Below are 25,283 nucleotides of genomic sequence, written 5' to 3' on the forward strand. Positions count from 1 at the left end.
CTGGTGGAGATCTGGATCAACCCCGCCTGCTCCAAGTGCCAGTCGGCGCTTTCGGTGCTGGACGGCGAGCAGGCCGACTACACGGTGCGCCACTACCTGGAAGACCCGCCGAGCGCCCTGGAGCTGGAGGAGGTGCTGCGGCGGCTGCGGCTGGAGCCATGGGACATCACCAGGCTGGGCGAACCGGTCGCGGCCGAGCTGGGGCTGGCCGAGTGGCCACGCACCCACGCCGACCGCGGCCGATGGATCCAGGCGCTGGCCGCGCACCCGATCCTCATCCAGCGTCCCATCATCACGGTCGACGACGAGACCGCGGTTGTCGCCCGCTCCAGCGAGGCGGTCCTTCGCGTCACCCGATGATGCATGCCGTGGGGCCCGCCGCACCGCGCGGCGGCCCCCGCTGATCACGGGCTCGCCAGCCGCCGGGCCAGCGCCACCCGGGACCGCACGTCGTACTTGCTGAAGATGCGCGCCACGTGCGTCTCCACCGTCTTCTGGCTGACCTGGAGCCGCTCGGCCACCTCCCGGTTGGTCAGCCCCTGGCTGACGAGCTCGGCCACCTGGCGCTCCCGCGCCGTCAGCGTCGTCTCCCGTGCCGCCTGCCGGGGCCCCTGGGCGGCGAGCCGGCGCTCCACCCGGGCCAGCTGCCCGGCGAGCCAGTCGGCCCCCGACTCCTTGTACGCGGCCTTGGCCCGGCCGATCTCGTCGCGGCACGACGCCACGTCCCCCATGCGGCTGTGGACGGTGGCGAGGAACTGATGGGCCAGGCCGCGTTCGACGACCGCGCCGCTCTCGGCGAACCGTTCGGCGGCGATCTGCGCGGCGGCCACGGCTCCGGCCAGGTCGTCCCGGCCGCTCAGCGCGCGGGCGCGGGCGTCGTACGCGATGCCGAGCTGGTACGGAAGGTCCCCGGCGGCCTCGACCGCGGCGGCCGACCGGGCGAGCGCGGCGCCGACGTCGCCGTCCGCCCCGGCCCTGATCGACTGCACGGCGAGCCGTTCGACGTCGGTGTCGCGGGTGAGGACCGACGGCAGGGGGTGACCGAGTTCGGCGCGGCCCGCCAGGCGGACCCGGGCCACGGCCACGTACGCCATCGCCGCCGGCGAGCACGGTGCGCCCGGACGCCTGTGCGTGTTCGACCAGATACTCCAGCAGCCGGGTCTTGCCCACGCCCGGTTCGCCGTCGATGAGGACGAGGCGGTTGCCGTCGGCGATCGCCGCCTCGATCCTGGACACTTCACCAGCCCGCCCCACGAGCTCGGGCCACACCCTCGCCTCGGCCATCGCGTCCTCCGGTCACATCTGAGAGCCGGCCAGGACCAGTCCGATGATCGTACGGATCCCCGCCGATGTCCACGGAGCCCTCTACCCGGTTCAACAGGTGACGGTTGGTGTTGCATCGATCTCAAGTCACCTGCCAAACTGGTGACGTGAAGCACGTGTTTCTGTGCGGCAACCCCGCCCTCGACCTCGCCTGCACGCTCCGTGCGCGCCGCACGGACCGCTTCGAGACGCTCGACGTCCCCGACCGGCTCGACGCCTGGTACGTGGAGTCCGGCCTCGTCGATGCCGTCTCCCCCAGCCAGGAGGCGGATCTGGCCCAGGCGGTGGCGGTGCGTGAGGCCATCTACGCGCTGGTCACCGCCCGGCTCGCCGGTGACGGATACGACGGTGACGCGCTCGCCCTGGTCAACGAGACCGCGCGCAAGCCCCCGGCGGCGCCCCAGCTCACGGCCGAGGGCCGATGGGTCGAGGCGACCCCGGCGCAGGCGCTGTCCACCGTGGCCCGGCACGCCGTCGAGCTGCTCAGCGGGCCGGAGGTGCCGCTGATGAAGGAGTGCGCCAACCCCGAGTGCACCAAGATCTTCATCGACCGGTCGCGGGGCGTCCGCCGGGAGTGGTGCGGCATGGAGTCGTGCGGCAACAAGATCAAGGCGGCGGCGTACCGGGCGCGCAAGAAGGAGGCCCAGGCGGCCGGCGCGCGCTGATGGCGGGCTCGTCTCACGCGATGAGAAGGCGCTTCGTCATCGGTGACGGGTTCGCGTCGTACTGGGGGCCGTCGACGGAGAACGTCCAGCACCGTCATGCCGCCTTCCAGGTGACCGTCGCCGTGGAGGGCGAAGTGGTCGTGACGGACGAGTCGGGAGCGTGTCATCGCGGCGTGGCGCTGATCGTCCCGCCCATGGTGCGCCATCGCATGTCGGCCGCGCCGTACCTGCGTACGTGGTTCGTCGAACCGCAGTGTTCGTTCGCGGCCGGGCTGCGTGAACGCTGCGGCGCCGGGATCACCGCGGCCGCCGATCTGTACGGGCTGCGCGACGAGGACATCCGGTTCGCCGGCGCGCCCGAGCCGTCAGGCACGCCCGACCCGCGGCTGATGGCGGCCATGGAGGCGCTGGCCCGCCGGGACATCCAGGTCACCCAGGCGGCCGCGGAGGCCGGGCTGTCCCCGCAACGCCTGCGTGCTCTGGCCAGGCGGCAGCTCGGTATGCCGCTCGCGCGGTGGCGCATCTGGCAGCGCCTGACGCGTGCGGCCCTGGCGCTGATCGAGGGGCAGTCCATCGCCGAGGCGGCGGTCACGGGCGGCTTCGCCGATCAGGCGCACTTCAACCGGCAACTGCGCGAGATGATCGGGTTCACGCCGGCGACCGTACTGCCGATGCTGCGCTCGTCAGCCTCGCGCGGCGACGTAGACGGAGATTGAGCCGGTCGCCGTGGGCACGACCTCTGCCTCGCGTACGTCGCCGAACCCGGCCTCGGCCATCAGCCTGGGCAGCACGCCGTCCGCGTTGGGCTGAGTGTCGCGCACCCCGTCGGCCAGTTGCACGGTACGGAACGCCAGGCGCATCAGCGTGCTCCGCTGCAGGCCGTAATCGGCGATGACGAGCTTGCCGCCCGGCCGCAGTACGGCGTGCATCGAGGCCAGGATCGACCGCTTCATCGGGAGCGGGCACTGGTGGAGGACGAGGCTCGACACCGCCGTGTCGGCCGAGCCCGGCTCCAGGAGCTCGGTCAGCGCGTCGCCCATGCCGAGCCGCCACTGCGGGGCCGTCGCGCCGGTCCCTGCCTTTCGCCGCGCCAGTGCCAGCGTTTCCGGGTCGGGGTCGACGCCGATGATCCGTGCCCGCGGTTCGAGGCGGTGGAGCAGCATCGCCAGTGAGCCGGTGCCGCAGCCGACGTCCACGACCGTGTCATCGGGGCGGGGCGCCACGTACATGGCCACCAGGCTGCGCCACAGCCGCTCGCGTGTCAGGGCGATCACCGGGTCGAACAGGCGGGTGAGTCCCAGGCGGCCGAGGGCCGGGGTGAAGGTTCGTTGAGACATGTACGCAGTCTCGGTCGCGCGGCGCTCCGTGGTCTTGAACAGAACGCTCGGACGTCGAGGGAGCTTATGGTCCCATCTGTGGAGGATCTGTTCGGCGGCGCCGCGTCCTATTACGCCCGATACCGCCCCGGCTACGGCCCAGCGGTGATCGAGCACCTGGCGGAGACGTCCGGGGCGGACAGCCGGGTACTGGACCTCGGTTGCGGCCCGGGAACGATCGCCGTCCCGCTGGCCCGGCGGGTGCAGGCGGTACTCGCCGTGGACCCGGCGCTGGAGATGCTCGCCGAGGGCAGGCGCCTGGCCGGCGACCTCCCCAACATCGTCTGGCTGTGCGGCGATTCGACCACGCTGCGGGCTCTGCCGCCGTTCGATCACGTGGTGATGGGCCGGTCGTTCCACTGGATGAACCGCAGGTCCGTCCTGGCGCAGCTCGACGAGCTGCTGCCGCCCGGTGGTGCGGTCGCACTGGTCGGCCCGGTGCGGCGCCCGGGGGAGCCGTGGCAACCGGACGCGCAGCCGTGGCAGCCGGTCGAGCGGCGGGTGTGCGAGGCGTTCGGCCTCGACATCCACACGGCGGCCAACTCCTTCCACGCCACCGGGGAGCACCACCACGACGTGCTGGCCGCCTCGCCGTTCAGCGAGCTGGAGTCCCGGGTTTTCACGCGCCGGCTGACCTGGGACGTGGACGGGCTGATCGGGCTCCAGCTCTCCTACTCCTACAGCTCGCCCGCCCGGCTCGGCGACCGGCTGGCCGCCTTCGTCGAGACGCTGCGACGGGCCCTGCTCGCCGACAACCCGGCAGGCCGGTGGGAGCAGAAGCTGGTGACCGAGGTGATCACAGGCCGCCGGCCCTGCCCAGAGCGTCGCGCAGCGCGGCACGCGAGGTGACGGCGTGGTCAGCTGTTCAGGGCGGCTGTCGGCGGTGTCTTCGACGCGCGGATCGCCGGATAGAGGCCGGCGACGGCCCCGATCAGCATGGTCACGCCGATGCCGCCGGCGAACACGGCGGGAGGCACCGAGATGGGCCAGCCGTTGGTCCCGGCGAACACCGCGATGACTCCGAACCCGATGACGGTCCCGGCGAGCCCGCCGAGTGCGGACAGCAGGAGGGCCTCCGCCAGGAACTGGGTCCGGATGTGTCCCTGGGTGGCGCCGAGCGCGCGCCGTAGCCCGATCTCCCTGCGACGTTCGAGTACGGAGATCACCATGGTGTTGGCGACGCCGATGCCTCCGACCAGCAGCGCGACCGACCCCAGCCCGACCAGAAGGGCGGTGAAGGTGAGGTCCGCGGCGTTCTTCGCCGCCAGAGCGTCGGAGGGCCGGGAGACCCGCACCCTTTCGGGATGTTCCGGGTTCACCGTGCGCGGCAGGAGCCTCCGCACCGTTTCCACCTCGGCATCGGCGGAGCGCTCGAAGACGGTGGTCGGTCTGCCGTCCCAGCCGAACCGCGCGGTGGCGAACGCCGCGCCGATGAACGCGGAGGTGTCCAGCTCCGGGGCGAGTGGCAGGGCGTCGAGGATCCCGACGACCGTGAACTGGGTGCCGCCGAGCCAGATCTGGCTTCCGGGGCTCACGATGCCGAGCCGGTCGGCGGCGATGCCGCCGAGCACCACGGCGGGGTAGCGCGCGGTCGCCTTGGTGAGCCAGGTTCCCTGGCGCAGCGTGCCGTCGAGGAGCCTGAGGAGAGCGAGGTCGGCGACCTGTACGTCGATGCCGCCGGACTTGTCCGGATTGATGAGCCGGCTCCGGTACACCTTGACGTCCGGCAACGTGGCGACCGCTCCGGCGATCGAGACTCCCCGGATCAGCCCTGCCTTGCCGGCGGATTCGGCAGGCAGAGTGGTGTCCCGGCCGGTGAGCGAGGTACCGGGGCGGACGGTGAGCAGGTTCGTGCCCAGCGACGCGAGCTGTGCGTCCAGCTTCGCCCGGCTCGACGTGGAGATGCCCACGACGGCGATCATCGCCGCGATGCCGATCGCGATGCCCAGCGCGGAGAGGACGACCCGGGTGGGCCGTGATCTCAGCCCCGACGCGCCCAACCGGTAGACGTCCGAGCGGAGCAGGCGTGACCGGCGTATCCCGGCCTGAGGTCCGCTGTTCATACCGGCGCCGCCTGATGGTCCTCGACCACGCGGCCGTCCCTGATGGTGATCCGCCTCGGCATCTGCTCGGCGAGCCGCACATCATGCGTGATCACCACGATGGTGGTGCCCGTGGCGTTGAGCTCGTGGAGCAGTTCCATCACGCCCGCGCCGGAGCGCTGGTCGAGGTTGCCGGTGGGCTCGTCCGCGAGCAGGAGCGCCGGGTCGCACACCGTGGCCCGGGCGATGGCGACGCGCTGTCGTTCACCGCCGGACAGCTGGTGGGGCTTGTGGTCGAGGCGGTGCGCCAGGCCGACGCGGGCGAGGCTCGCCATCGCCCGGCGGCGCCGCTGCCCGCGGGGTGTCCCGGTGTAGATGAGGCCGTCCGCGACGTTGTCGAGCGCGCTGACCCCGTCCGCGAGATGGAACTGCTGGAAGACGAACCCGATCCGGTACGCGCGCAGCGCCGAGAGCGCCGCGTCGTCCATCAGGCCGACGTCGTGGCCGTCGATGGTCACACGTCCACTCGTGGGCCGGTCGAGGGTGCCGATGATGTTGAGCAGGCTCGACTTTCCCGAGCCGCTGGGGCCGGCGAGTGCGACGAACTCGCCGCGGGCCACCGACAGCGACACGTGGTCGACCGCGCGCACCGGCGGACTTCCGTGGTCGCGGACCACCTCGTCGAGTTCGATGACGGAGTCGCTCATAGTGTCGGGACCACGACTTCCTGACCGGCGAGTCCGTCGCCGGTCACTTCCACGGAGCCGCCGGCGAACAGTCCGGTCCTCACCGTGACAGTCCGGGTCGTTGTTGCGTCGCCGACCACCTCGACGCCGTATCCGCCGTCCGGGAGGGCGATGAGCGCGGCGACAGGCACGGTGAGGACGTCTTCGCGGCGGGCGGTGGGAAAGTCGATCGACACGGAGACCTCCTGGAGGGAGCCTGCCGCAGAGGGACGGTCGAGAGTGATGCTCACGGGTACGACGACCGTCTTCTCGCCGCCGTCCGCCCGCTGCCGGGGCGCGCCGACCCTGGCGATGGTGCCGGTCGTGGCCCTGCCGCCGGGCAGGTTCACGGTGACCTTGCCGCGCACCTTGGCGACGCCCTGGTCAGCGGGTCTGAGATCGGCGATGACGACTTTGTCGAGCCCGGACAGCTTCATGACGGTGGTACCGGCCGCCACCTGGTCGCCGACCTGCGCCACGGTCTCCGCGACGCGCACTTCGCCCGGGGCGAAGACGATCTGACCGCGCTTGATCGACCCGGTCTCCCGTACGCCGATGGCGTCCTGCCAGCGCAGGATCGCGACCTTCGTGTACCAGTCGAAGTGGGCGTCGGGAGTCCCGGTGAAGTGGCCGAGGGCGTCGAGATTCCGCTCCAGTTGCCGTACGTCCGGCCCGTCGCGCATGCCGCTCTCGAAGGACCGCCACATGGGGAGCCTGCCGCGCAACAGCACCACGGGCTGGTTGTCGATCGAGTGCAGCACGCCGCCGCGCTTCACCCTGCGACCTTCGCGCGGCAGGCCGGTGAGGGTGCCGGCGCGGCCGGCGTCGAGCCGGGTCGACGCGTCGTAGCGCAGTGTTCCGAGCGCGGTGATGGTCTCCTGGAGCGTCTTCCGTTCCACGGCAGCGGTGTTCGGCACGTGCCTCCGTTCGGTCTTCGCGGCGGGATCGTCCCTGGGCCGCGCCAGTGTCACGGCCGCGGCCGCGCCCAGGGCGACGACCGCGATCCCCGGCGCCCACTTGCGCATCATTGGCTGAGGCACTTCGTCAAACCGTCCTCCGAGACGCCTTCGGGCACCTCGATCTGGGGCGCCTGCCCGGCACCAGGGTCCTTGACCCGGTATCCGTGGTCGCGGAGGCACTGGAGCTGCTTGAGTTTCCGCTCCTCCGCCTCCGCGCCGGGTTTGGCGGGCTGGTCGTCGGAGGCCACCGGCGGCTTGCCGATCTGCTTGATACAGGCGTCCTCCGCCACCTTGTACGCGTCCTGCCGGTCCCCGAAGTCGATCTTGCCGGGCTCCTTCGGCAGCTCGAAGCCCTTGTCGCTCAGACACGACCGGAACTTGAGCTCCCACTCGGTGTACTTCTGCCCGGCCGTGTCGGCGGAGGCCGGCGGGTTCTTCGCGGCGCCGCTCGACCCGGCCGCGCTGCCGCAACCGGTCAGCAGACCCGCGAGGCAGGCGAAGGCCGCGAGCGCGACGCGAGTACGAGGAACGTGGAGTGTGCTGGGCATGGCTCTTCTCCGTGGCTGTGATCGGACGGGGGAGTCCCGAGAGGTCGGTACGCCGCAGCGGCGCACGTCAGCCACAATGCGCGGTTCAGGCCTTCACCCGGTCGCGGTCGCGTATCCCCGGCCGCTCGGCCGCGCATCAGGTGTGTATCAGGACTCCGGCCGCCACGCGTCGGCGTACCTCCGTAGGCGGAGCGTGGCCATCGCGCCGCCGTCCGGGGCGTTGGCGAAGGCGAGATCGGCGCCGATCACCTCTGCCTGCCCGGCGGCGATGGCCAGGCCCAGGCCGTGGCCGCGCTCGGCCCCACCCGTGCGGAACCGCTGCGGCCCCTCTGCCAGCAGCCCGTCCGGGAATCCGGGGCCGTGGTCGCGTACGACGATCGTCGTGCCGTTGACGGCGACCTCGACCGGAGAGCGCCCGTGGCGGTGGGCGTTGGTGACCAGGTTCGTGATGATCCGGTCGAGGCGGCGCGGATCGGTGTCGACGACCGGCTCACCGGTCACCGTCAGCCGGACCTGGAGCTTCGTCCGGGCCACGGACTCCTCGACGACCCGGCCCAGGGGGACCGGACGGCGGTCGGCCCGCTCCGCGCCCGCGTCCAGCCGGGATATCTCCAGCAGGTCCTCCACCAGCGCGCGCAGCACCCGCACCCGGTCACGTACGAGGTCGGTGGCTTCGCCCGGCGGCAGCAGCTCCGCCGAGACGACCAGTCCCATCAGCGGGGTGCGCAACTCGTGGGCCACGTCGGCGGTGAAGCGCTGCTCGCTCAACAGCCGGTCCCGCAGGCTGTCGGCCATCGAGTCGATGGTGGCCGAGATCTCGGTGATCTCGTCGCCGCCCCTGCCGCCCATCATGCTCCTGGCCTCCAGATCGCCGTCCGCGATCCGCCGCGCGGTACGGGCCACCCGCCTCAGCCGCCGGTTGGGCGCCTCGGCGGCCAACGCGGCCAGAGGTACGACGACCGCGAGCACGGCCAGCGACGCCTTCACCATGTTCCGGTCAAGGGCCCACAGACCGCGTATCTCCGAGCCCATGTCGACCCGCACGGTCAGCACCTGGCCGTCGATCAGCTGAGCCGCCCACATCCAGGGAATGTCCGGACGGCGGTCGTCATACCAGGTGCTGAATCGGCCTGTGCTCCTGGCCCGCTGGAGCAGCGCGGGCGGGACCTCGGCGGACTGCGGCGGATCGGCCGGTGCGGCACCCGTACGCCGGTAGGTGTCCACCACGACCAGCAGCTCGCTGAAAGCCCGATCCCTGCCCAGACGCATGGAACTGTCGAAGGTGCGCTGGTGGACCAGCACCCCGACGGCCAGCGCGACCGCGCAGCACGCCAGGGCCACGAGCGCGGCGATCTTCCAGCGCAGCGACCTCCAGTTGAGCGGCCCACGTGCCGCCCGGGCGATGGCCTGTCCCACGTCAGCGCCGCAGCTTGTAACCGAAACCGCGCACCGTCTCGATCCGGTCGGCGCCGATCTTCTTGCGCAGCCGCTGCACACACAGGTCGACGACGCGGCTGTCCCCGTCCCAGCCGTAATCCCAGACGTTGCGCAACAGTGTCTGCCGGTCCAGCACGATCCCCGGATTCGCCGCGAACTCCAGCAGCAGGCGCAGCTCGGTGGGAGCGAGCGCGACCGGCTCGCCGGCGCGGCGCACCACCAGGCCCTGGGGATCGACGGTCAGGTCCCCGAAGACCAGGTCGCCGGCACCGCCGTCGGCCGGCCCGGCGACCTGGCCGAGGCGCGGGGCGAAGGAGGCCCGTCGCAGCAGGGAACGGATCCTGGCCACCAGCACGGAGGTGTCGACCGGCTTGACGACGTAGTCGTCGGCCCCCGCCTCCAGCCCCGACACCACGTCCAGGGCGTCACCACGTGCGGACATCATCAGGATCGGCACCAGGCTCCACTCCCTGACCTGCCGGCACAGCCCGATGCCGTCCAGCCCCGGCAGCATCACGTCCAGCAGGAGCACGTCGTGCCGCCGCTCCCTGAACAGTTCGAGACCGGTCAGGCCGTCGCCGGCGGTGCTCACGTGATAGCCGTAGCGCTCCAGCACCATCCCGACCGACTTGCGGATCACCTCGTCGTCCTCGACGAGCAGGACGGTCACCGAAGCCGACATTGCTCCCCAAAAGCTGACGTACTAATCACAAGACCATACAAGGATGCGCTCTGCGGGCATCCACCACACATCGGCCATGTATCAGCCAGGAATCACCGGCCCGAGTGAGGCGTCGGCCGGCGTCCTGATCCGGGCGTACATCCTGCGCAGACCGGGACCGGGCTCCAGGCCCAGATCGTCGTCCAGCAACCGGGCGATCCGCCGGTAGGCCGACAGGGCCTCCGCGCGGCGGCCGTCGCGGTCGAGGGCCCACATCAGCAACTCCCACAACCGCTCGCGACAGGGCTCCGCCGCCGTCGCGAGCGTCAGCTCGGCGATCGCCTCGCCACATTCGCCCTGTTCGATGTCGAGCGCCCAGCGCTCCTCCACGGCCGACGCGCGCCGCTGCTCGAGGCAGGCATGGCGGGACCCCGTCGGCTACGAGCGCTCCGGTGCCGCGAGAGCAACCGCCTGCGTGCCTTCATGAGCTGGCTGACCCTGCGGACGCCGGAGCGTGAAGCACTGGAGGCCGACCCGGTCGTGGGGGAGATCTGGCAGGACGTGAGCCGGCGCATGGCGGTGCCCCCAGGGGCGACATGAGCCCGCCACCTCACTGAGGCTCGCCCACGGCCGTCCGCCCGCGGCGGATGAGGTATTCGGCGGTCGCGAGGGCGGCCGCGCCGAGCAGGACCTCGCTGATGACGGAGATCAGGCGGCTGGCCAGGGCCACCGCCGCGGCGGCCGGGGCGGGCAGCACCACGGTCAGCGCGGCCGTGAGCACCGCCTCGCGGACGCCGATGCCGTCGGGGATGAACACGCTCGCGATGCCGACCGACGTGGCGAGCGTGAACGCGCCGACGCACAGCGCGAGGGAGCGTGACGGGGAGGCCCCCATCGCGATGGCCAGGGGCCACAGGTGCAGCCCTGTGACCACCCACGACAGGCTCTGCCAGGCGACGGCGAGCCGTACTCCCCGGACCGACGCGGCCTTGGCCGCCGCAGGACGGCGCAGCAGCCGCAGCAGCAGCGCGGAGCCCTGGTTGACGATCTGCGGATGCACCAGGACGAGGACGATGAGCACGGCGGCTCCGGCCAGCCACACCGCCCGGGCGCCCAGCATCTGCACGCCCGCGAGCAGCCCCACCGTGAACCCGCTCAGCAGCACCAGGCTCATGACGAGCGCCGCCACGCTGATCAGCCTGCCGAAGGTGACGCCGTTGGCCGTGGCCACCTTGGTGGCGGCGAACATGCCGGGCACCCGTCCCGGCAGGTACTTGGACAGGAAGCCGACGAAGAAGATCCGCACCACCCGTGGCTCGCTGACAGGGGGGCCGGTCTCCAGCAGCACGACACGCCAGGCGAGGAACCCGAACGACAGTCCCGCCATGCTCGCCAGCAGCGCGCCGCCCAGCAGGAGGCTGATCTGCCCGGCGTCGCGCCGGGTGAACAGGACGGCGACCACGCCCCAGTCCAGCCGGGACAGCGTCAGCGCGATCGCGGCCACGACGGCGAGGGCGAACGCGGCGACCAGCGCCCGCCTCACCGGGCGCGGCAGCCGGGGAAGCCTGATCGCTCTCACTCGCGCGTCCCAGCCGACGGCACCGGGGACAGGCCGGTCCTGACCGGTTCTCCCTGCCGGCGGCCCAGCTCGTAGGCGACACGCAGCAGCCCCACGCAGGCGCCGAGGAAGAAGGCCGTGTGGAAGCAGAGCTGCATCCAGCCGACCCACAGCGCGAAACGGGCGCCTCGATACCGGCGGGCGAACCCGATGAACCGGCGGTTCATCCAGAGGAACACCCCGAGCGTCGCCGCCGGCACAGCCAGCAGCCAGGGGCTGACGAGCGCGAGCGGCAGGGTGAGGAAGGTGGCCGTCGCCGAAGCGGAGGAGACCCGTGGTGGTTTGCGACGCTTGTGCTGCCCTGTCCCGATCATGTTGAGCTGGAAGCCGACCTTGCCCTCGCCACGCAGCCGCCGCGCCCGGACCATGATCACCGGCAGCGTGGTGGACCGGACGAAGCGCTCCGCCAGGCACCCCCAGAACCGGTCCTCGTCGTCCGCCTTGGTGACCACGGAGGTGGTCACCACCAGCCGGTAACGGGCCGGGACGCGCGTGCCGAACTCGAAGTCCTCGCCGTCGCGCAGCCGTTCGTCCAGCCGTCCCGTCTCCTCGAAGACGTGGCGCGGGATCAGGGTGCAGGACAGGAACGTCGCCGTGGTCTGGCTGCGCTCGTAGTGCTCGCACAGCACCCGGTAGCGTTCGACCGGGCCGTCGTCGTACAGCGGCTCGGCGTCGTAGATGCCCTGAACCATGCCGCAGTCCGGCGTCTCCCGGTATGCCTTGACCGCGTTGTGGATCGCGTCCGGCGCGAGCGCCGTGTCGGAGTCGACGAAGAACAGCAGCGGGGCCGAGCTGCTCGCCACCCCGAGGTTGCGGGCCCCCGCCGGCCCCTGGTTGCGCGGCGACTCGACGATCGTGCAGGGGAACTCCCGCGCTATCTCGAGCGAGCCGTCCGTGCTGACGTCGTCGACCACGATGACCTCGGCCGGGCGGTAGGTCTGCGCGTACACCGACTCCAGGCAGGCCCGCAGGGTCTTCCTCTTGTTGTAGTTCGGCACGATGACCGCGACATCACCACGCCAGGCCATCTCGTCAGGCATGTCGGTTCCCTTCGTCGATCAGGTCTGGCCCGCGCCGGTCAGGACACCGACATGACCATGCGCTGGGCCCGATGGTCGGACAGCCCCTCGGAGCCGGGCAGCTCGTAGCTGTGCACCGTCACGTCGGGGGTGGTGTACAGCCAGTCGATCCGCCACAGCTCGGCGGTCCCGGCCAGGTACGTCGCCGGATAGAGGGACGAGAGCGCGGGCGTCCGGTCCACCAGCCTCTCGGGGAGCAGGCGGCGGATGCCCATCGCCGGGGAGGTGTTCAGGTCGCCGGCGAGCACCGCGGGATTCGGGTTGGCCGCGATGTCCGCGCTGATGGCGCGGTAACTCGCCTCCCGCCGGAGGGTCCGGCTGAAGTTGATGTCGCGGGACTCGGCGCTGTACAGCCGCCATTCGAGCGGGGGCTGGGAGATCTGCCCGTCGTAGAAGGAGACGACCTTGCCGTTCACGTCGATGTCGGTGCGCAGGGTCTCGACCGTGTAGCCCTCCGGCCAGTCCCGCAGCGCCTCGGGGATCGGCTTCTGGTCGGCCGGCAGCCACGGGCGCATGTCCAGGCCGCGGTGCCCGACGATCGGGAACCGCGAGAGCGTGATCTGCTCGCCGGACACCGCGACGTGGTAGCCGGGGAACTCGCGGCGCAGCTCCGCCAGCTTGTCGATGCGCAGCGCCAGGTCGGCCGTCCAGCGCTGCGAGCGCATGTTCCCCGCCCCGGTGTCCACGTACAGGTACTCCATCAGCAGGTAGACGTCGGCGTTCAGCTTGTGCAGGTAGGCGTAGAACCCGGGCGAGTACCGGTCGCCCTCGGCGGTGCGCCAGTCCTGGTCCCAGAACTCGGTGTTCCAGGCGGCCACGGTGATGGCCCCCGGGCCTGCGGGGGGCGGCGTGTACCAGAGGGTGGCGTAGTTGACTCCGCTCCGCCCGGCGCCCAGCACCGCGGTGACCAGCAGCAGCGACATGATCCGCCAGCGGACCGGCCGGGCCAGCGGCGCCACGGCCATCAGCAGCGCGGGGACCGCCAGGAACATCAGCGGCGGGATCAGCTCGAGCGGCGCCCACAGGGAGGTGCGCCCGCTCGCCAGCAGGTGGCAGAGGACGAAGAGCAGCCATGCCACCGAGGCGGTCACGACCAGCTTGGTGCCCCAGCACCAGCGCCGCCGCGGGCGGACGAAACGCCGGACGCGCGTCGCCCAGTCCCTCTCGGGCTGGGGCGGCGCGCTGGTGAGCTGTTCCTCGATCGCTGCGTCCCGGTCGCTCATCAACACCATCCTCGGTGGGTCGGCCGCCATCGAACGTACTCAGGAGTCCTTGTCGCATCCTTGTCAGCGGCCGCCGCCAGGAGAGGCGATCGGCTCGGCGGGCGCGACAAGAATGGGACAAGCCGCCGTGTCTAGCGTGAACCGAACATTCGGAACAACGAGCTCTAGCTGATGGAGCACATCATGAGTCGGGAGCACCCGCTAGTCTCGGTCATCATCCCCAGCTACAACCGGTCCGACGTGTTGCGACTCTGCCTGGATGCGGTGAAAGAACAGACTTATCCGCATATCGAGGTCATCGTGGTGGATGACTGCGGCACCGAGGACGCGGCGCTGGTGGCCGCGTCCAAGGGCGCCAAGGTGGTGCGCACCAGGGTCAACGGCGGCCCGACTCCCGCGCGCAACCTCGGCGCCGAGCACGCCGCAGGGGAGATCCTGTTCTTTCTCGACGCCGACATCGCCCTCGATCCGGACGCCGTGGAGAACGCGGTGCGGATACTGGGGGCCCACCCGGAGATCGGCGCCCTGGGCGGCATCCTGCGGCCCGAGTCGCTGGCGTCCCAGAGCCTGGCCGCCCAGTACCGCGCCGTGCAGATGCACCGCTGGTGGATGCCGGCCCACCGGCCGACCCTGGAGCTGCACGCGGCCGTGCTCGCCGTACCGGCCAAGGTGTTCGCCGAGGTCGGCCCCTTCGACCCGCGCTTGCGCGAGACCGTCTCCTCCGACTACCGCATCCGCGTGACGCGGTCCTACGGGGTGAAGCTGAGCGACGCGATCCGCGGCCGCAAGGACCACGACGCCACCCTGCGGACGATCCTGCGCAAGGTGTTCCGCCGCGCACGCATCAGCGCGATGGACTGGCGCAAGGGAGAGACACCCGGGGACTCCGTGCCCCGCGCGATCGGCGGCGTCCTGCTGCTCGCCGCGGCCCCGGCGCTCGCCCTGCCGATAGTGGCGGGCCGCCGCGGCGCACTCGTCCCGGCGGCGCTCGTCGCCGCCGCCATCGCCCTGGACGCCGACACCCACCGCTTCGCCTACGTCCAGCGGGGCATACCGTTCGGCGTCTACTTCTCCGGCGTCCATCTCGCCGTCACCTTCACCGGCGCCCTCGGCGGAGCGATGGGCGTCCTGCACCGTTTCGTGCTTTCCCGCCTGGAGAGTCCCGCCCCGATCTTCACGGCCCAGGACTGAGCGGCGATGCAGGTCAGAAGGAGGACCCCGATGACGCCGCAGGTACGGCCACTGGTCTCGGTCATCGTGCCGAACTACAACTACGCCCGCACGCTCGACCTGTGCCTGAGCGCGCTGGAGCGGCAGACGTACCCGCACATCGAGGTGATCGTCGTCGACGACCGCAGCACCGACGACTCGGTGGAGATCGCCCACCGGCACGGCGTGCGGGTCGTGGTCACCGACACCAACATCGGCGCCCCGGCGGCACGCAACCTGGGCGTCGAGCACGCGCGCGGGGAGGTGCTGTTCTTCCTCGACTCGGACCTGGCGCTGGCCGAGGACGTGGTCGAGTACGCAGTGGAGCTGCTCACCTCCGACCCCACCCTCGGGGTGGTGTGCGGAACCTACGACCCGGAGCCGCTGATCCCGGACAGCCTCGTGGAGCGGTACCGCAGCCTCCAGCTGCACTACTGGATCTCCGGTGACGAGGGCGAGATCACCACGATCTACTCCGCGCTGTTCGCCATGCGGGCGGAGGTCTTCCGCGAGGTGGGCCCGCTGAACCCCGCGCTGCGGCACAGCGAGAACGCCGAGTACGGTCACCGCGTCACGCAGCGGTACCGCATCGTGCTGGACAACCGGATCAGGGGCAGGCACGACCACGACGACCGCCTCGGTGTGGTGCTGTCGAAGTTCTTCCACCGCGCGCGCCTGCACATCCCGCTGTACCTGCGCCGCCCGGACTTCAACGGCGGCCCGACCAACAGCAGCCGGGGCTGGGGCTCGCTCGCCGCCCTGTTCGCCGTGCTCACCGCCCCGCTGCCGGTGCTGCTCGGCCCGGCCTGGCTGGTCGCGCCGGTCGCGCTGCTGGCCGGCTCGATCGCGGCGGACCTCGGCATGTACCGCTTCGTCCGGCGTTACGCCGGCATCTGGTTCACCCTCTACTTCACCGCGGTCCACTTCCTGGTGAACGTCACCGTCGCGGTGGCGGTGTTCGCCGGCGCCGCCCAGTGCCTGCTGTCCAGCCGGTTCAGGCACACGTACGACATCCCGGCCTACCCCACGTCGGCGGAGGTGTGAGTGATGACCGAGCACCTGCCCCTGGTGTCGGCGATCGTCCCCAACTACAACTACGCCGCCTCACTGGACCTGTGCCTGCGCGCGATGCAGGCGCAGACCTACCGGCCGATCGAACTGATCGTCGTGGACGACGGCAGCACCGACGACTCGGTCGAGGTAGCGCGGCGGCTCGGCGTGCGGGTCGTCCGCACCGAGCAGAACATGGGGGTGGCCGGTGCGCGGAATCTCGGGGCCGCGCACGCGCGTGGTGAGATCCTGGTGTTCGTGGACTCCGACGTGGCCCCCTACCCCGACGCCGTGGAGGTGGCGGTGGCCATGCTCGCCGCCGATCCGGGGCTCGGAGCGGTGTGCAGCATCCACGACCCCGAGCCGCTGATCCGCGACAGCCTCGTCGAGGAGTACCGCGCACTGCAGTACCACTACTGGACGGCCAGCTCCGAGGGGCCCATCTCGTTCCTGTTCCCGGCGATGATGGCGATGCCGCGCCGCGTGTTCGACGACATCGGGCCGTTCAACACGCGGCTGCGCGAGACCGAGGAGGTCGACTACGGCCACCGCCTCACCCAGCGGTACGGGATGGTGCTCACGACCGCGGTGCGCTCGCGGCACGACCACGACGACAAGCTCTTCAAGCTGCTGCGCAAGCTGTACCGGCGCGGCGGCGCCCGGGTGCCGCTGTACGCGCGGCGGCGGCGTTTCGCCCGCGGGTTCGAGACCTCCAACCGGGCCGGCGGCAGCCTTGCCGCGCTGGCGGCGGTGGCCGCGCTCCCGGTGGCGGTGCTCCTCGGCCCGGTCGGCGCCGCGCTGCCGGCCCTCGCCCTGGCCGTGTCGCTGCTGGCCGACCTCGGCATGTACCGCTTCGTGCTGCGCAGGCGCGGCCCGCTGTTCCTGCTCTATTTCGGCGCCGTGCACTTCCTGGTGAACGTCACCATCGCGGCCGGGGTGGCGGCCGGGGTCGCGCGGTGGCTGGTCTCGGCGAGGTTCCGCCGGCTCTACGACGCCGACCTGACCATGCGCCCCTCGGCCGCCGGGGAGGCCGCCACGTGACGGCTCCCCTGCGGGCGATCTTCGGCCCGGAGCGGCCGCCACACACGACGGCGCGTCCCGGCGATTCCGGGGCGCGCCGGAGGATCCCGTTGGTGATGTGGGCAGCCGTCGCCTGGCTGGTGTTCGTGGGGCTGCACCGAGCCCTGTCCGGCCGGGTGTGGTGGTGGCAGCTCCCCGAGCTCGTCCCGCCGCTGGCGTTCGCGGCCGTTCCCGTCCTGCTGCTCGCGGCGGCTCTGGCGGCTCGCCGCAGGCGCGGGACGGCCGTCGTGGTGGCGCTGGCGTCATTGACGCTGGGCGGAGGCGTGAGCGGGATCAACCTCGCCTCGCTGTGGCACCACGCCGCCCCGGCCCCGCCGGACGCGATCAGGGTGTTCTCCTGGAACACCTGGTACTGGGACCAGCGGGCGGAGGGCGGGGAGCCGATGCCCCCGCCCACCGGCACACCGCCGCGGGACGCCGCCGACTTCTACCGCTACCTACGGGCCCAGGACGCCGACGTGCTCCTGCTGCAGGAGTACGTCTACTTCAGCCCCGGCTCCCGCCCGATCCGCGTGAACGACCTCGACAGACTGCGCCGGGAGTTCCCCGGCTACCACATCGCCACGGCTAGCGAGATGGTGACGCTGTCGCGCTTTCCCATCGTTCTGGAGCGCGGCCTCGACCTGCGCCCGTGGGCGGAGGACGGCTCGGACACGCCCGTGCCGCCCGGCTCCGACTGGCCCGGCTTCTACACCGTGAAGACGCTCCGCACGGACCTGCGCGTCGGGAGCAGGACGTTGTCGTTCTACAACGCCCACATCAACTCGCCCGTCGACCCGTCCTCGACCGGCCTCGACCCGCGCCGCCTCACCCGGACGGAGCACGAGGCGCGCAAGGCCAACCTCCGCGCGCTCGCGGCCGACATCCAGGCGAACCCGCTGCCGGCCGTCCTGGCCGGTGACTTCAACGCCTCGCCGGCGATGGGCATCCTGCGCCTGTTGCCGGAGCGGATGGCCGACGCCACTCCGGCGCTCGGGTCGCTCTACCCGGCCACCTGGGACGACCGGTGGCCCTGGTGGCGGATCGACTGGGCGTTCACGACCCCGGAGATAACCGTCCACGATTACCGGCTGGTCCGCTCTGACGGCCTGTCGGACCACAGCGGGCAGCGACTGGTCATCTCGCTGAGCCGGTGACCTGGGCGTACAGCAGCTCACGCGCGCCGGCCCGCCTCAGCGGCTCCCTGTTGCCGTCCAGGATCCTGAGATGCAGCGCACGCAACTCAGGACCCGGCTCGATGCCGAGGTGGTCGGCGAGGTACCCACGCAGGTGGGCGTAGAGGGCCACCGCCTCCGCCGTGCGTCCGAGTGCGCACAGGCCGCGCATCAGCACGCTCGCCAGCGGCTCCGCGAGCGGGTGACGCGGCACCAGCGGGGTGAGCTCGGTGACCACCATGTCGGGGCGGCCCAGGCGCATCTGCGCCTGGGCCCAGGTGACGACGGCGCCGACGAACTGCTGCTCGATGCTGTACCGCATGCGGGCGGCCCAGTCTCCCGGGATGCCGGTGAGCGGCGCGCCGTGCCACAGCTCCATCGCCTCGGACAGCAGCCGGGTACGGGCGGGGTCGTCGCAGGCGCGGCTCTGCGCCTGCTTGGCCAGCCGGCGTAACCGGTAGGCGTCCACCCGCTCGGGTTCGACCTCGAGCACGTAACCGCCGCCACGGCGCTCTATGGAGACCCCGGTCACGGTCAGCGCCTGCCGCAGGCGGGCGATGTGGGCGTACAGCGAGTCGGTCGCCCGGTCCGGCGGATCGTCCCAGACACGCTCGAGCAGCGTGCGTAGTGACACGGGGCGGTCGGCGTCGATCGCCAGGGCGGCCAGCACCGCGCGTCGCTGGGGTGGTCCCAGGGGTACGTAGCGGTCACCGAAGGTCACCTCGACCGGTCCCAGTAAGCGGACGTCCATCGCCTTCCTTCCGTATCGTTCTCACAACGTGACAGCGGCCGCCAGGGACGGGTGGTGGACGAGCACGAGCGTCACACCCAGGGTGGCGGCCCACAACATGGAGTTCGCGACCATGACGCGGTCGCGCAGCAGGATGCGGACCGGGTCGTCGCCCTCGTTCTCCACCAGCTGGATCTGCAGGTACCGGAAGAGGGCGAAGAGCGCGAACGGAGTGGACAGCATCATCGCCGTCTGCCCGTGCTGAGGGCCGAACGGCCCTTCGTCACGCAGGTACATCAGGCCCGCGACCAGGGCGAGCACGGAGGCGATCTGCAGCAGCCAGTTCGTCAGCTCCATCGAGTAGCCGCGGAGCGCGGGCCGGTGGACGGCCCCGGTCTCCAGCAGTTCCCTGCGACGCTTGCCGAGGAGCAGCAGCAGGGACATCGAGAACACCGTGATCAGCAGCCAGGCGGGCACCTGGCCTCCGGTCACCTCATATCCCTGCACGACGCGCAGGACGAAGCCGGCCGCCACCGTGCCCACGTCGACCAGCGGGATGTGCTTGAGGAAGCGGCTGTAGGCGACGTTGAGCGCGAGGTACACCAGTACCGGCCAGTACGACGCCGGCCCCCGGGCGACGATGGCCGCGAGCACCGCCAGCAGGACCGCGCAGCAGACGCTCGCGGTCACCACTCCCACCCGGCCGGCCGCGATGGGGCGGTTGCGCTTGACGGGATGGTGGCGGTCGCGGTGCCGGTCCACGATGTCGTTGCCGATGTAGACGGCGGCGGAGGCGACCATGAACGCCACCGTGGCCGAGATGATGCCCACCACCTCGGTCAGGCTGTAGGAGGGGGCGCCGATGAGTGCCACGGGCACGAGAAGGATCGCCTTGGCCGTGTGGGACGGGCGGATCAGGCCGGCGAGGTCCGCGATCAGGCGCGTCCGGGTCTCCACGGCCAGGTCCGGCGCCGTTTCCGGACGCTGCGGGCTTTCTGGGACGTCTGCCGATTCGGCGAGGTGCATGCTTTACCCCGATAGCTCAGAAGAAGACCTTCGCCAGCGACAGCGCACCCTGCCGCCACGCGTCGCGGCTCGTCTGGCCGGCGCCGCGCGGTGAGCCGGCCGCGCGGTTCTCCCGCCACCATGCGTACGTGCGCAGGATCGCGTCCTTGTTGGACAGCCGCGGACGGAAGCCGAGCCGGTCGCGGGCCTTGTCGATGCTGACGTAGGAGTCGTCGAGCAGCTTGCGCGCCAGCCGCCCGTACACCGGGGACAGCCGGGTGCGCTCCAGCAGCCGGAGCCCGGTCAGGGCCGGGCCGGCGGGCAGCGAGACGACCCGCTTGCCATGGCCGGCCGCGTCGAGCACCGCCTGGAAGTCCTCGCGCAGCGTGCCGAACTCGGCGGCCGCCAGGTTGTAGGTGTCGTTCGCGACGTCCGCCGGCGCGTCGAGTACGCCGACCACGGCGTCCACCAGGTCCTCGATCGCGAACATCTGGATGCGCTTGTCCCCGCGCCCGAGCACCGGGAAGTTGCGGCCCTCCTCGGCCCACTCGAAGAGCATCGCGAACAGCCCCATGCGGCCCGGTCCGAGGAAGGTCTTGGGACGCAGGATGGGCACGCACATGCCGCCGGCCCGGTACTCCTCGGCCAGCTCCTCCGCCCTGGCCTTGGCCCTGGTGTAGGGGTCGACCGGCTCGCGCGGATGGTCCTCCGGCGTGGGCACGAGCTTCGGCAGGCCGTACACGGCGGTGGAGGAGATGTGGACCACCCGCTCCACGCCGGCCAGGCGCCCGGCCTCCAGGACGGTGCGGGTGCCCCCGACGATCAGGTCGTGGATCTGCTCCGCGGGGTAGCTCGGCAGCGCGCCGGCGCAGTGGACGACCGCGGCCGCCCCGGTCATGGCCTCGGTCATCAGCGTCAGGTCGCGCACGTCGCCGACCCGGTGCCGCGCCGCCAGCAGCGGGTCGGCCTGCGGGCGCAGGTCCACCCCGAGCACGTCGTGGCCGTCGAGCACGAGCCGGCGGGCCAGGTTGCCGCCGAGCATCCCGGCGCTGCCGGTGACTACGATCCGGTGGTCCATCGCGACCCCACCTTCTCTCGTACGAACCGGCCGAGCAGCCGCGGCAGGCCCTTGGCCAGCGTCTTGTCGAGGCTGTCCAGGAAGTACTCGACGTCCTCGGGCTCGATGGCGAGGGTCGGCGCGACGACGAGCGGGTTGTCGGCGTTCGGGCTGTAGTAGGAGACGATCCCGTGTTCGCGGTAGAGCTCGGCGATGACCGAGAGCGTGATCAGCTTGGTGCGGAACTGCGTGTCGCCGGAGAAGCCGGGCGCGAGCTTGGCGGCCAGGTCGAGCACCTTGGGGCCGCCGACGAGGAACACGCCCCACAACGCGCCCACCCCGCTCACCCGTCCGACCACGTCGGGGTAGCGCTTCTGGATGTTCTCCAGGCCGGGCCGCAGGATGCGCTCGATCTGCCGCGCCCGCGCGGGGTAGTCGTCCTCGACGACGATGTTGACGGCCTCGATGGCGGTGACGGTCTCCTCGCCGAACCCGTAATAGGTGGTGCTGTGCAGGATGACGTCGGAGAGCCGGTCGTACGCCTTGCGGAAGACGGGCTCGCGGGCCGTGTAGCCGGCGATCGACGCCTTGCCGCCGCCGAGTGACTTGGAGTACACGAGGAGGTCGGGCAGCAGGTCGGGGTAGCGCATGAAGTAGAAGAGGCTGCCCGTCTTGCCCCATCCCGTGTAGACCTCGTCGAAGATCAGCATGATGTCGTTGGCGTCGCAGAGCCGGCGCAGCTCGTACAGGTCGGCCTCCGACCAGCAGCGCATGCTCGACGCGCTGAACGGCTCCGCCATGATCGCGTAGACGTCGCACTTCCCGTCGGGGGTGCGCGCGTTCTCGACGGCCTGGCGAACGGCCGCGACGTCGGCGTAGGGGTACACGACGATGCCGGGAAGGCCGGGGAAGCGGAAGGAGTTCTCGGTCGACCCGGTCAGGCTCCCCGCGCCCAGGGTCTTGCCGTGGAAGCTGATGTCGGAGCGCAGGATGGTGTTGCGGCGGCCCTCATGGTACTTGTACGCCATCTTGACGGCGCCCTCGTTCGCCTCCGCCCCCGAATTCGGGAAGTAGGAGATGTTCAGGTCGCCCGGCAGCAGCTCGGCGATGTTGTGGCTGAGGGCGGCCACGTACGGCGAGAAGAAGGCCTTGTGCACCTCCATGCGCCGCCGCTCGGCGAAGCGGCGCCGAGCCTCCAGGATGCGGGGGTGGTTGTGGCCGTGGTTGAGCACGCCGACCCCGCCGGTGACGTCGAGGACCTTGCGGCCGTCGCGCGTCCGGATCCAGGCGCCCTCGGCGTACTCGACGAGTTCGCGGCCGAAACCGAAAGAGGTCATGAGATTGACCTGACTGCGGCTGACATACCTTCTGTACAGGTCTTGGACCTGTTTCACAGTGAAACTTTCACACTCGTCGATGCCGATCAGCTCAGACACGTCCGCCCATCCCTTACGTGTTCGTATGAATTGCGCGGGTGGGGGCCTTCTCCCGGATGGTGAGAAAGGAGACACATGTCGTCGATATTGTCGAATGTGGCTATACCTCGCACCATACAAAGCTGTGTAGGTCGACGGTGGGACGTGCGACGGAGGAGAAGAAAAAAGCGGTCGGAACGCGGCACGCGAAGGATTACCAGTAAGATCTCACGGTAAATGCGGATGATTTCCCGTGTTTGGCGGGTGGCTCGCCGGTTTCAGCCGCTCGCGGTCGCGCAGCCGGCCGCGCCGGGAATCGTCCGCCGTACGGCCTGCGCCTGGTCCTCCTCGGTGCCCTCCTCCCGGGCCCGCTCGCGGGCGAACAGACGGAGCAGGTCGTGCATGCGGTACCTGTCATGGTCGCCTGCCTCCAGGAGCTGGGCGTCGGTCAGGCGGTCCAGCAGGTCGGCGGTGCGCGACTCGGGACGGTCGCCCAGGGCCGCGGCCGCCGCGACGCTGATGGCGGCGTCGCCGTGCAGGCTGAGCAGCCGGAACATCCGGGAGGACTCGGCGTCCAGGCTCCGGTAGCTCATCATGAAGCACGCCCGTACGGCCTGGTCGTCGGCCTGGAGCTCGGACAGGCGGCGGTCCTCGACCGCCAGACGGTCGGCCAGGGCGCGCAGCGACAGTCCCGGCCGGGCGATCAGCCGGGCGCCGGCGATCCTGATCGCGAGCGGCAGGCCACCGCACAACCGTACGATCGCCCGTGCCGCCAGCCGGTCGGCGGCGGCACGCTCGTCCCCGATCAGCCGGTCGAGCAGCGCGGAGGTCTCCTCCTCGGCCATGACGCCGAGGCGGAAGTGCGACACGGCGTCCAGCGAGGTGAGCATCCTCCGCGTGGTGACCAGCACGCGGCAGGTGGGACTCGCGGGCAGGAGGGGGCGCACCTGCGCGGCGTCGCGGGCGTTGTCGAGCAGGAGCAGCAGGTGCCTGCCGTTGGTCAGCGAGCGGAACCGTGCCGCCGCCTCGTCCACGTCGAGCCGCCCGGCCGTGTCGTCGCCGAGGGAGCGCAGCAGGCGGGCCAGGACATCGGCCGGTTCGAGCGGCGCGACGTCGGGTGTGGACCCGTGCAGGTCCACGTAGAGCCGCCCGTCCGGGAACCGGTGCGCGACCTGGTGGGCGACGTGCACGGCCAGCGCGGACTTGCCGACCCCCGCCGCCCCCGTGATCGCCGAGATGGCGGTCGCGCGCGGGCCCGCTGAGGTCAGCGCCGCTTGCAGGCGCGCGATCTCGGCGGCCCGGCCGGTGAAGGTGGAGGAGTCCATGGGCAGCTCGGCCGGGGCGAAGGCCCTCCGGACGGCGCGCGCCCGTGGTGGCGCCAGAGTGGAGTCGTCGGCGAGGATCCGCTGGTGCATGCGGTTCAGGTCCGGGCCGGGGTCGATGCCGAGCTCGGCGGCCAGCGTCGTCCGCGCGCCCTGATAGACGGCCAGCGCGTCGGCCCGGTGGCCGGAGCGGTACAGAGCCAGCATGAGCTGCGCGAGGAGCCGCTCGTTCAGCGGGTCCCTGCGGGTCAGCGCCTCCAGGTCGGCGAGCATCTCGCGGTGCTGGCCGAGCGCCAGCCGCGCCTCCAGCGAGGCGTTCACGACGGTCGCCTTCAGCCGCTCCAGCCGCGCCGCCTCGCCGCGCAGCGGCGCCGGCAGGGGCAGCCCTTCCAGGACGGACTCGGCGCGCCACAGGCCGAGGGCCCGGGTCAGCCGTTCGAGCGCGACGTCGTGGCGTCCCTCGGACAGCGCCTGCTGGCCCTGCGCGGCGAGGTCCTCGAACAACGTGACGTCGATCTCGCCGGGCGCGACACGCAGCACGTACCCGTTGGAGCCCGCCTCGATGCGGGACGGGACGCCGAGCACCTTACGCAGTGCGGAGATGTAGGTGTAGAGGTTCGACTCCGCGGTGGCGGGCGCCCGTTCGCCCCACAGCCAGTCGAGCATCCGTTGGCTCGGGATCGCCTTGCCCGTGTTGAGCAGCAGGGCGGCCAGCAGCACCCGCTGTTTTCGTCGTCCGAGCGCGATCGGCTTCCCATGAGAGGTACGGACCTCGATCGGCCCGAGGATCTTGAAATGCATGCGACACCCCTGTAGTGCCCGGCGTTCACCAAACAGGAACCGTACAAATGCACATGGATCTAGATTGCCGCCAATGATCGGCGGAAGCGACCTTCAGGCGGTACTCACTTCAAAGGAATAAGAAGATTACGCGCGTCTCAAATGCCAGCTCCCGCCACTCAGTGGGAGATGGCGCCGGGCACCGGAAATTCCGGCTTTCCGCATCGATATGGGCGGCATGAAACGATCTTAAGTCAAGGAATCAATGGCGGCGCGAGCAGGTCCGTATCCCGTCAGTTGGGGCGTGATTCACCCCGCGGACCTCGAACGGTCAGACTTCTCGGCGTCACGGCCCATTCTCGTCCGGTAAGGCGTCTTGCTCGGTCCTGTCATCACCGCAATGACTGTTGGACTCGCACCGGAGAATGCGCCTGCTCCATCGTTCCGCGTCACCGTCCCGCTACCGTGCGGCGCCGGAGCAGCCGTACCAGTCGCCTACAAGTGATTTCCAAATGGCCGGTGGTGAGCTTCAGCCGCGAGCCGACGACGTCTGTGCACGTCGCCACGGGGGCTCGCGCCTCATCGAAAGGGAGGGAACGAACAGTGGACAAGAAGATCGTTCGTCTGGACGACCTGAGCGAAGAGCTGCCGGCGATCGACGAGATCGACCTCGGCCTCGTCACCGGTGGCCAGCGGATGGAGCGCTGCTACCACACGGCCGGCGAGAACGGCCAGCCGTCCGACGGCTGGGTCTCGGACTACTAAGTCCTAAGGGCTCGTTCATGGAGCCGCGTGGGAGGGACGCGCTTCCCTCCCACGCGGCTG

The 25,283-nt window shown here is 71.0% G+C and carries 25 protein-coding genes and 1 pseudogene; 9 read left to right on the top strand and 17 right to left on the bottom strand.

The genetic code is table 11. The annotated features are described in order from the left end of the window. The first annotated feature begins 3 nt into the window (after positions 1-3). Positions 4-360 (top strand): ArsC/Spx/MgsR family protein, encoded by a 357-nt coding sequence (locus tag ABD830_RS42875; protein ID WP_345000296.1) that lies wholly within the window; start codon positions 4-6, stop codon positions 358-360. 44 nt (positions 361-404) lie between these two features. Here the strand turns inward: ABD830_RS42875 and ABD830_RS42880 are convergent, their stop codons facing one another. Further along, positions 405-1,094 carry a helix-turn-helix transcriptional regulator gene (locus ABD830_RS42880; RefSeq protein ID WP_345000298.1) on the bottom strand — a complete coding sequence of 230 codons (690 nt, stop codon included), beginning with the start codon at positions 1,092-1,094 and terminating at the stop codon, positions 405-407. A gap of 336 nt (positions 1,095-1,430) precedes the next feature. On the opposite strand from ABD830_RS42880, the gene ABD830_RS42885 reads away from it, so the two are divergent. Then, the gene (locus ABD830_RS42885) at positions 1,431-1,988 is read left to right on the top strand and encodes a CGNR zinc finger domain-containing protein (protein WP_345000301.1); all 558 of its coding nucleotides are present in this window, start codon (positions 1,431-1,433) and stop codon (positions 1,986-1,988) included. 20 nt (positions 1,989-2,008) lie between these two features. Continuing rightward, on the top strand, positions 2,009-2,704 hold the full coding sequence (locus tag ABD830_RS42890; RefSeq protein ID WP_345000303.1) for an AraC family transcriptional regulator: 696 nt from the start codon (positions 2,009-2,011) through the stop codon (positions 2,702-2,704). Here ABD830_RS42890 and ABD830_RS42895 read toward each other — a convergent pair. Next, positions 2,672-3,325 carry a class I SAM-dependent methyltransferase gene (locus tag ABD830_RS42895; RefSeq protein WP_345000305.1) on the bottom strand — a complete coding sequence of 218 codons (654 nt, stop codon included), beginning with the start codon at positions 3,323-3,325 and terminating at the stop codon, positions 2,672-2,674. The two genes, ABD830_RS42890 and ABD830_RS42895, sit on opposite strands and share 33 nt — an antisense overlap. A 78-nt stretch (positions 3,326-3,403) precedes the next feature. Here ABD830_RS42895 and ABD830_RS42900 point away from each other — a divergent pair, with 78 nt between their 5' ends. Beyond that, positions 3,404-4,213 carry a class I SAM-dependent methyltransferase gene (locus tag ABD830_RS42900; RefSeq protein ID WP_345000307.1) on the top strand — a complete coding sequence of 270 codons (810 nt, stop codon included), beginning with the start codon at positions 3,404-3,406 and terminating at the stop codon, positions 4,211-4,213. An 8-nt stretch (positions 4,214-4,221) separates the two neighbouring features. Here the strand turns inward: ABD830_RS42900 and ABD830_RS42905 are convergent, their stop codons facing one another. The 10 genes and pseudogenes from ABD830_RS42905 to ABD830_RS42950 all read right to left on the bottom strand — a co-directional run bounded on the left by ABD830_RS42905 (position 4,222) and on the right by ABD830_RS42950 (position 13,656). Next, entirely contained in the window at positions 4,222-5,427 is a 1,206-nt protein-coding gene (locus tag ABD830_RS42905) for an ABC transporter permease (RefSeq protein WP_345000309.1), read from the bottom strand. Continuing rightward, positions 5,424-6,113 (bottom strand): ABC transporter ATP-binding protein, encoded by a 690-nt coding sequence (locus tag ABD830_RS42910; protein ID WP_345000311.1) that lies wholly within the window; start codon positions 6,111-6,113, stop codon positions 5,424-5,426. Before ABD830_RS42910 ends, ABD830_RS42905 begins: the two co-directional genes overlap by 4 nt. Next, positions 6,110-7,159, bottom strand: coding sequence for a peptidoglycan-binding protein (locus ABD830_RS42915; protein WP_345000313.1), 1,050 nt, complete (start codon positions 7,157-7,159; stop codon positions 6,110-6,112). Before ABD830_RS42915 ends, ABD830_RS42910 begins: the two co-directional genes overlap by 4 nt. Continuing rightward, the gene (locus ABD830_RS42920; RefSeq protein ID WP_345000315.1) at positions 7,156-7,638 is read right to left on the bottom strand and encodes a hypothetical protein; all 483 of its coding nucleotides are present in this window, start codon (positions 7,636-7,638) and stop codon (positions 7,156-7,158) included. Before ABD830_RS42920 ends, ABD830_RS42915 begins: the two co-directional genes overlap by 4 nt. Before the next feature lie 147 nt (positions 7,639-7,785). Beyond that, positions 7,786-9,054, bottom strand: a complete 1,269-nt coding sequence (locus tag ABD830_RS42925) for an ATP-binding protein (RefSeq protein WP_345000317.1) — start codon at positions 9,052-9,054, stop codon at positions 7,786-7,788. Position 9,055: 1 nt separating this feature from the next. After that, positions 9,056-9,757 (bottom strand): two-component system response regulator CseB, encoded by a 702-nt coding sequence (cseB, locus tag ABD830_RS42930; protein WP_345000319.1) that lies wholly within the window; start codon positions 9,755-9,757, stop codon positions 9,056-9,058. Between the two features lie 81 nt (positions 9,758-9,838). Next, positions 9,839-10,147, bottom strand: a pseudogene (locus ABD830_RS42935) (AfsR/SARP family transcriptional regulator); the annotation flags it as partial. A gap of 199 nt (positions 10,148-10,346) precedes the next feature. Continuing rightward, a complete protein-coding gene (locus ABD830_RS42940) occupies positions 10,347-11,315 on the bottom strand; it encodes a lysylphosphatidylglycerol synthase domain-containing protein (RefSeq protein ID WP_345000321.1) in 969 nt (322 codons plus the stop codon). Continuing rightward, positions 11,312-12,394: a glycosyltransferase gene (locus ABD830_RS42945; protein WP_345000323.1), complete on the bottom strand. Its 1,083-nt coding sequence runs from the start codon at positions 12,392-12,394 to the stop codon at positions 11,312-11,314. The genes ABD830_RS42940 and ABD830_RS42945 overlap by 4 nt, the downstream gene beginning before the upstream one ends. A 38-nt stretch (positions 12,395-12,432) precedes the next feature. Next, positions 12,433-13,656 (bottom strand): endonuclease/exonuclease/phosphatase family protein, encoded by a 1,224-nt coding sequence (locus ABD830_RS42950; protein WP_345000325.1) that lies wholly within the window; start codon positions 13,654-13,656, stop codon positions 12,433-12,435. A gap of 183 nt (positions 13,657-13,839) precedes the next feature. Here ABD830_RS42950 and ABD830_RS42955 point away from each other — a divergent pair, with 183 nt between their 5' ends. Genes ABD830_RS42955 through ABD830_RS42970 form a run of 4 tightly spaced genes read left to right on the top strand, consistent with a single transcriptional unit; the run spans position 13,840 to position 18,131 of the window. Continuing rightward, on the top strand, positions 13,840-14,847 hold the full coding sequence (locus ABD830_RS42955) for a glycosyltransferase family A protein (RefSeq protein ID WP_345000327.1): 1,008 nt from the start codon (positions 13,840-13,842) through the stop codon (positions 14,845-14,847). 30 nt (positions 14,848-14,877) lie between these two features. Beyond that, a complete protein-coding gene (locus ABD830_RS42960; protein ID WP_345000329.1) occupies positions 14,878-15,909 on the top strand; it encodes a glycosyltransferase in 1,032 nt (343 codons plus the stop codon). A gap of 3 nt (positions 15,910-15,912) precedes the next feature. After that, the gene (locus ABD830_RS42965; protein ID WP_345000331.1) at positions 15,913-16,956 is read left to right on the top strand and encodes a glycosyltransferase family 2 protein; all 1,044 of its coding nucleotides are present in this window, start codon (positions 15,913-15,915) and stop codon (positions 16,954-16,956) included. After that, positions 16,953-18,131 carry an endonuclease/exonuclease/phosphatase family protein gene (locus ABD830_RS42970; protein WP_345000333.1) on the top strand — a complete coding sequence of 393 codons (1,179 nt, stop codon included), beginning with the start codon at positions 16,953-16,955 and terminating at the stop codon, positions 18,129-18,131. The genes ABD830_RS42965 and ABD830_RS42970 overlap by 4 nt, the downstream gene beginning before the upstream one ends. On the opposite strand, the gene ABD830_RS42975 is transcribed toward ABD830_RS42970, so the two are convergent. The 5 genes from ABD830_RS42975 to ABD830_RS42995 all read right to left on the bottom strand — a co-directional run bounded on the left by ABD830_RS42975 (position 18,112) and on the right by ABD830_RS42995 (position 24,479). After that, the gene (locus tag ABD830_RS42975; protein ID WP_345000335.1) at positions 18,112-18,900 is read right to left on the bottom strand and encodes an AfsR/SARP family transcriptional regulator; all 789 of its coding nucleotides are present in this window, start codon (positions 18,898-18,900) and stop codon (positions 18,112-18,114) included. The genes ABD830_RS42970 and ABD830_RS42975 overlap by 20 nt on opposite strands. A 21-nt stretch (positions 18,901-18,921) precedes the next feature. Continuing rightward, entirely contained in the window at positions 18,922-19,905 is a 984-nt protein-coding gene (locus ABD830_RS42980; protein ID WP_345000337.1) for a UbiA prenyltransferase family protein, read from the bottom strand. A 16-nt stretch (positions 19,906-19,921) separates the two neighbouring features. Beyond that, on the bottom strand, positions 19,922-20,962 hold the full coding sequence (locus tag ABD830_RS42985) for an NAD-dependent epimerase/dehydratase family protein (RefSeq protein WP_345000339.1): 1,041 nt from the start codon (positions 20,960-20,962) through the stop codon (positions 19,922-19,924). Continuing rightward, positions 20,944-22,278 (bottom strand): aspartate aminotransferase family protein, encoded by a 1,335-nt coding sequence (locus ABD830_RS42990; protein WP_345000341.1) that lies wholly within the window; start codon positions 22,276-22,278, stop codon positions 20,944-20,946. Before ABD830_RS42990 ends, ABD830_RS42985 begins: the two co-directional genes overlap by 19 nt. Positions 22,279-22,634: 356 nt before the next feature. Further along, positions 22,635-24,479 carry an AfsR/SARP family transcriptional regulator gene (locus tag ABD830_RS42995; protein ID WP_345000343.1) on the bottom strand — a complete coding sequence of 615 codons (1,845 nt, stop codon included), beginning with the start codon at positions 24,477-24,479 and terminating at the stop codon, positions 22,635-22,637. 582 nt (positions 24,480-25,061) lie between these two features. Between ABD830_RS42995 and ABD830_RS43000 the strand changes: the two genes are divergently transcribed. Beyond that, on the top strand, positions 25,062-25,223 hold the full coding sequence (locus ABD830_RS43000; protein WP_345000345.1) for a hypothetical protein: 162 nt from the start codon (positions 25,062-25,064) through the stop codon (positions 25,221-25,223). Positions 25,224-25,283 lie beyond the last annotated feature (60 nt).

Source organism: Nonomuraea helvata (assembly GCF_039535785.1).
In the GTDB taxonomy this organism is placed as follows: Bacteria; Actinomycetota; Actinomycetes; order Streptosporangiales; family Streptosporangiaceae; genus Nonomuraea; species Nonomuraea helvata.

Excerpts from the sequence above, each read along its gene's own strand:
- ABD830_RS42880 (WP_345000298.1), bottom strand. The coding sequence starts at position 1,094 with ATGGCGTACGTGGCCGTGGCCCGGGTCCGCCTGGCGGGCCGCGCCGAA.
- ABD830_RS42890 (WP_345000303.1), top strand. The coding sequence starts at position 2,009 with ATGAGAAGGCGCTTCGTCATCGGTGACGGGTTCGCGTCGTACTGGGGG.
- ABD830_RS42895 (WP_345000305.1), bottom strand. The coding sequence starts at position 3,325 with ATGTCTCAACGAACCTTCACCCCGGCCCTCGGCCGCCTGGGACTCACC.
- ABD830_RS42905 (WP_345000309.1), bottom strand. The coding sequence starts at position 5,427 with ATGAACAGCGGACCTCAGGCCGGGATACGCCGGTCACGCCTGCTCCGC.
- ABD830_RS42910 (WP_345000311.1), bottom strand. The coding sequence starts at position 6,113 with ATGAGCGACTCCGTCATCGAACTCGACGAGGTGGTCCGCGACCACGGA.
- ABD830_RS42915 (WP_345000313.1), bottom strand. The coding sequence starts at position 7,159 with ATGATGCGCAAGTGGGCGCCGGGGATCGCGGTCGTCGCCCTGGGCGCG.
- ABD830_RS42920 (WP_345000315.1), bottom strand. The coding sequence starts at position 7,638 with ATGCCCAGCACACTCCACGTTCCTCGTACTCGCGTCGCGCTCGCGGCC.
- cseB (WP_345000319.1), bottom strand. The coding sequence starts at position 9,757 with ATGTCGGCTTCGGTGACCGTCCTGCTCGTCGAGGACGACGAGGTGATC.
- ABD830_RS42945 (WP_345000323.1), bottom strand. The coding sequence starts at position 12,394 with ATGCCTGACGAGATGGCCTGGCGTGGTGATGTCGCGGTCATCGTGCCG.
- ABD830_RS42950 (WP_345000325.1), bottom strand. The coding sequence starts at position 13,656 with ATGAGCGACCGGGACGCAGCGATCGAGGAACAGCTCACCAGCGCGCCG.
- ABD830_RS42955 (WP_345000327.1), top strand. The coding sequence starts at position 13,840 with ATGAGTCGGGAGCACCCGCTAGTCTCGGTCATCATCCCCAGCTACAAC.
- ABD830_RS42960 (WP_345000329.1), top strand. The coding sequence starts at position 14,878 with ATGACGCCGCAGGTACGGCCACTGGTCTCGGTCATCGTGCCGAACTAC.
- ABD830_RS42965 (WP_345000331.1), top strand. The coding sequence starts at position 15,913 with ATGACCGAGCACCTGCCCCTGGTGTCGGCGATCGTCCCCAACTACAAC.
- ABD830_RS42975 (WP_345000335.1), bottom strand. The coding sequence starts at position 18,900 with ATGGACGTCCGCTTACTGGGACCGGTCGAGGTGACCTTCGGTGACCGC.
- ABD830_RS42980 (WP_345000337.1), bottom strand. The coding sequence starts at position 19,905 with ATGCACCTCGCCGAATCGGCAGACGTCCCAGAAAGCCCGCAGCGTCCG.
- ABD830_RS42985 (WP_345000339.1), bottom strand. The coding sequence starts at position 20,962 with ATGGACCACCGGATCGTAGTCACCGGCAGCGCCGGGATGCTCGGCGGC.
- ABD830_RS42990 (WP_345000341.1), bottom strand. The coding sequence starts at position 22,278 with ATGACCTCTTTCGGTTTCGGCCGCGAACTCGTCGAGTACGCCGAGGGC.
- ABD830_RS42995 (WP_345000343.1), bottom strand. The coding sequence starts at position 24,479 with ATGCATTTCAAGATCCTCGGGCCGATCGAGGTCCGTACCTCTCATGGG.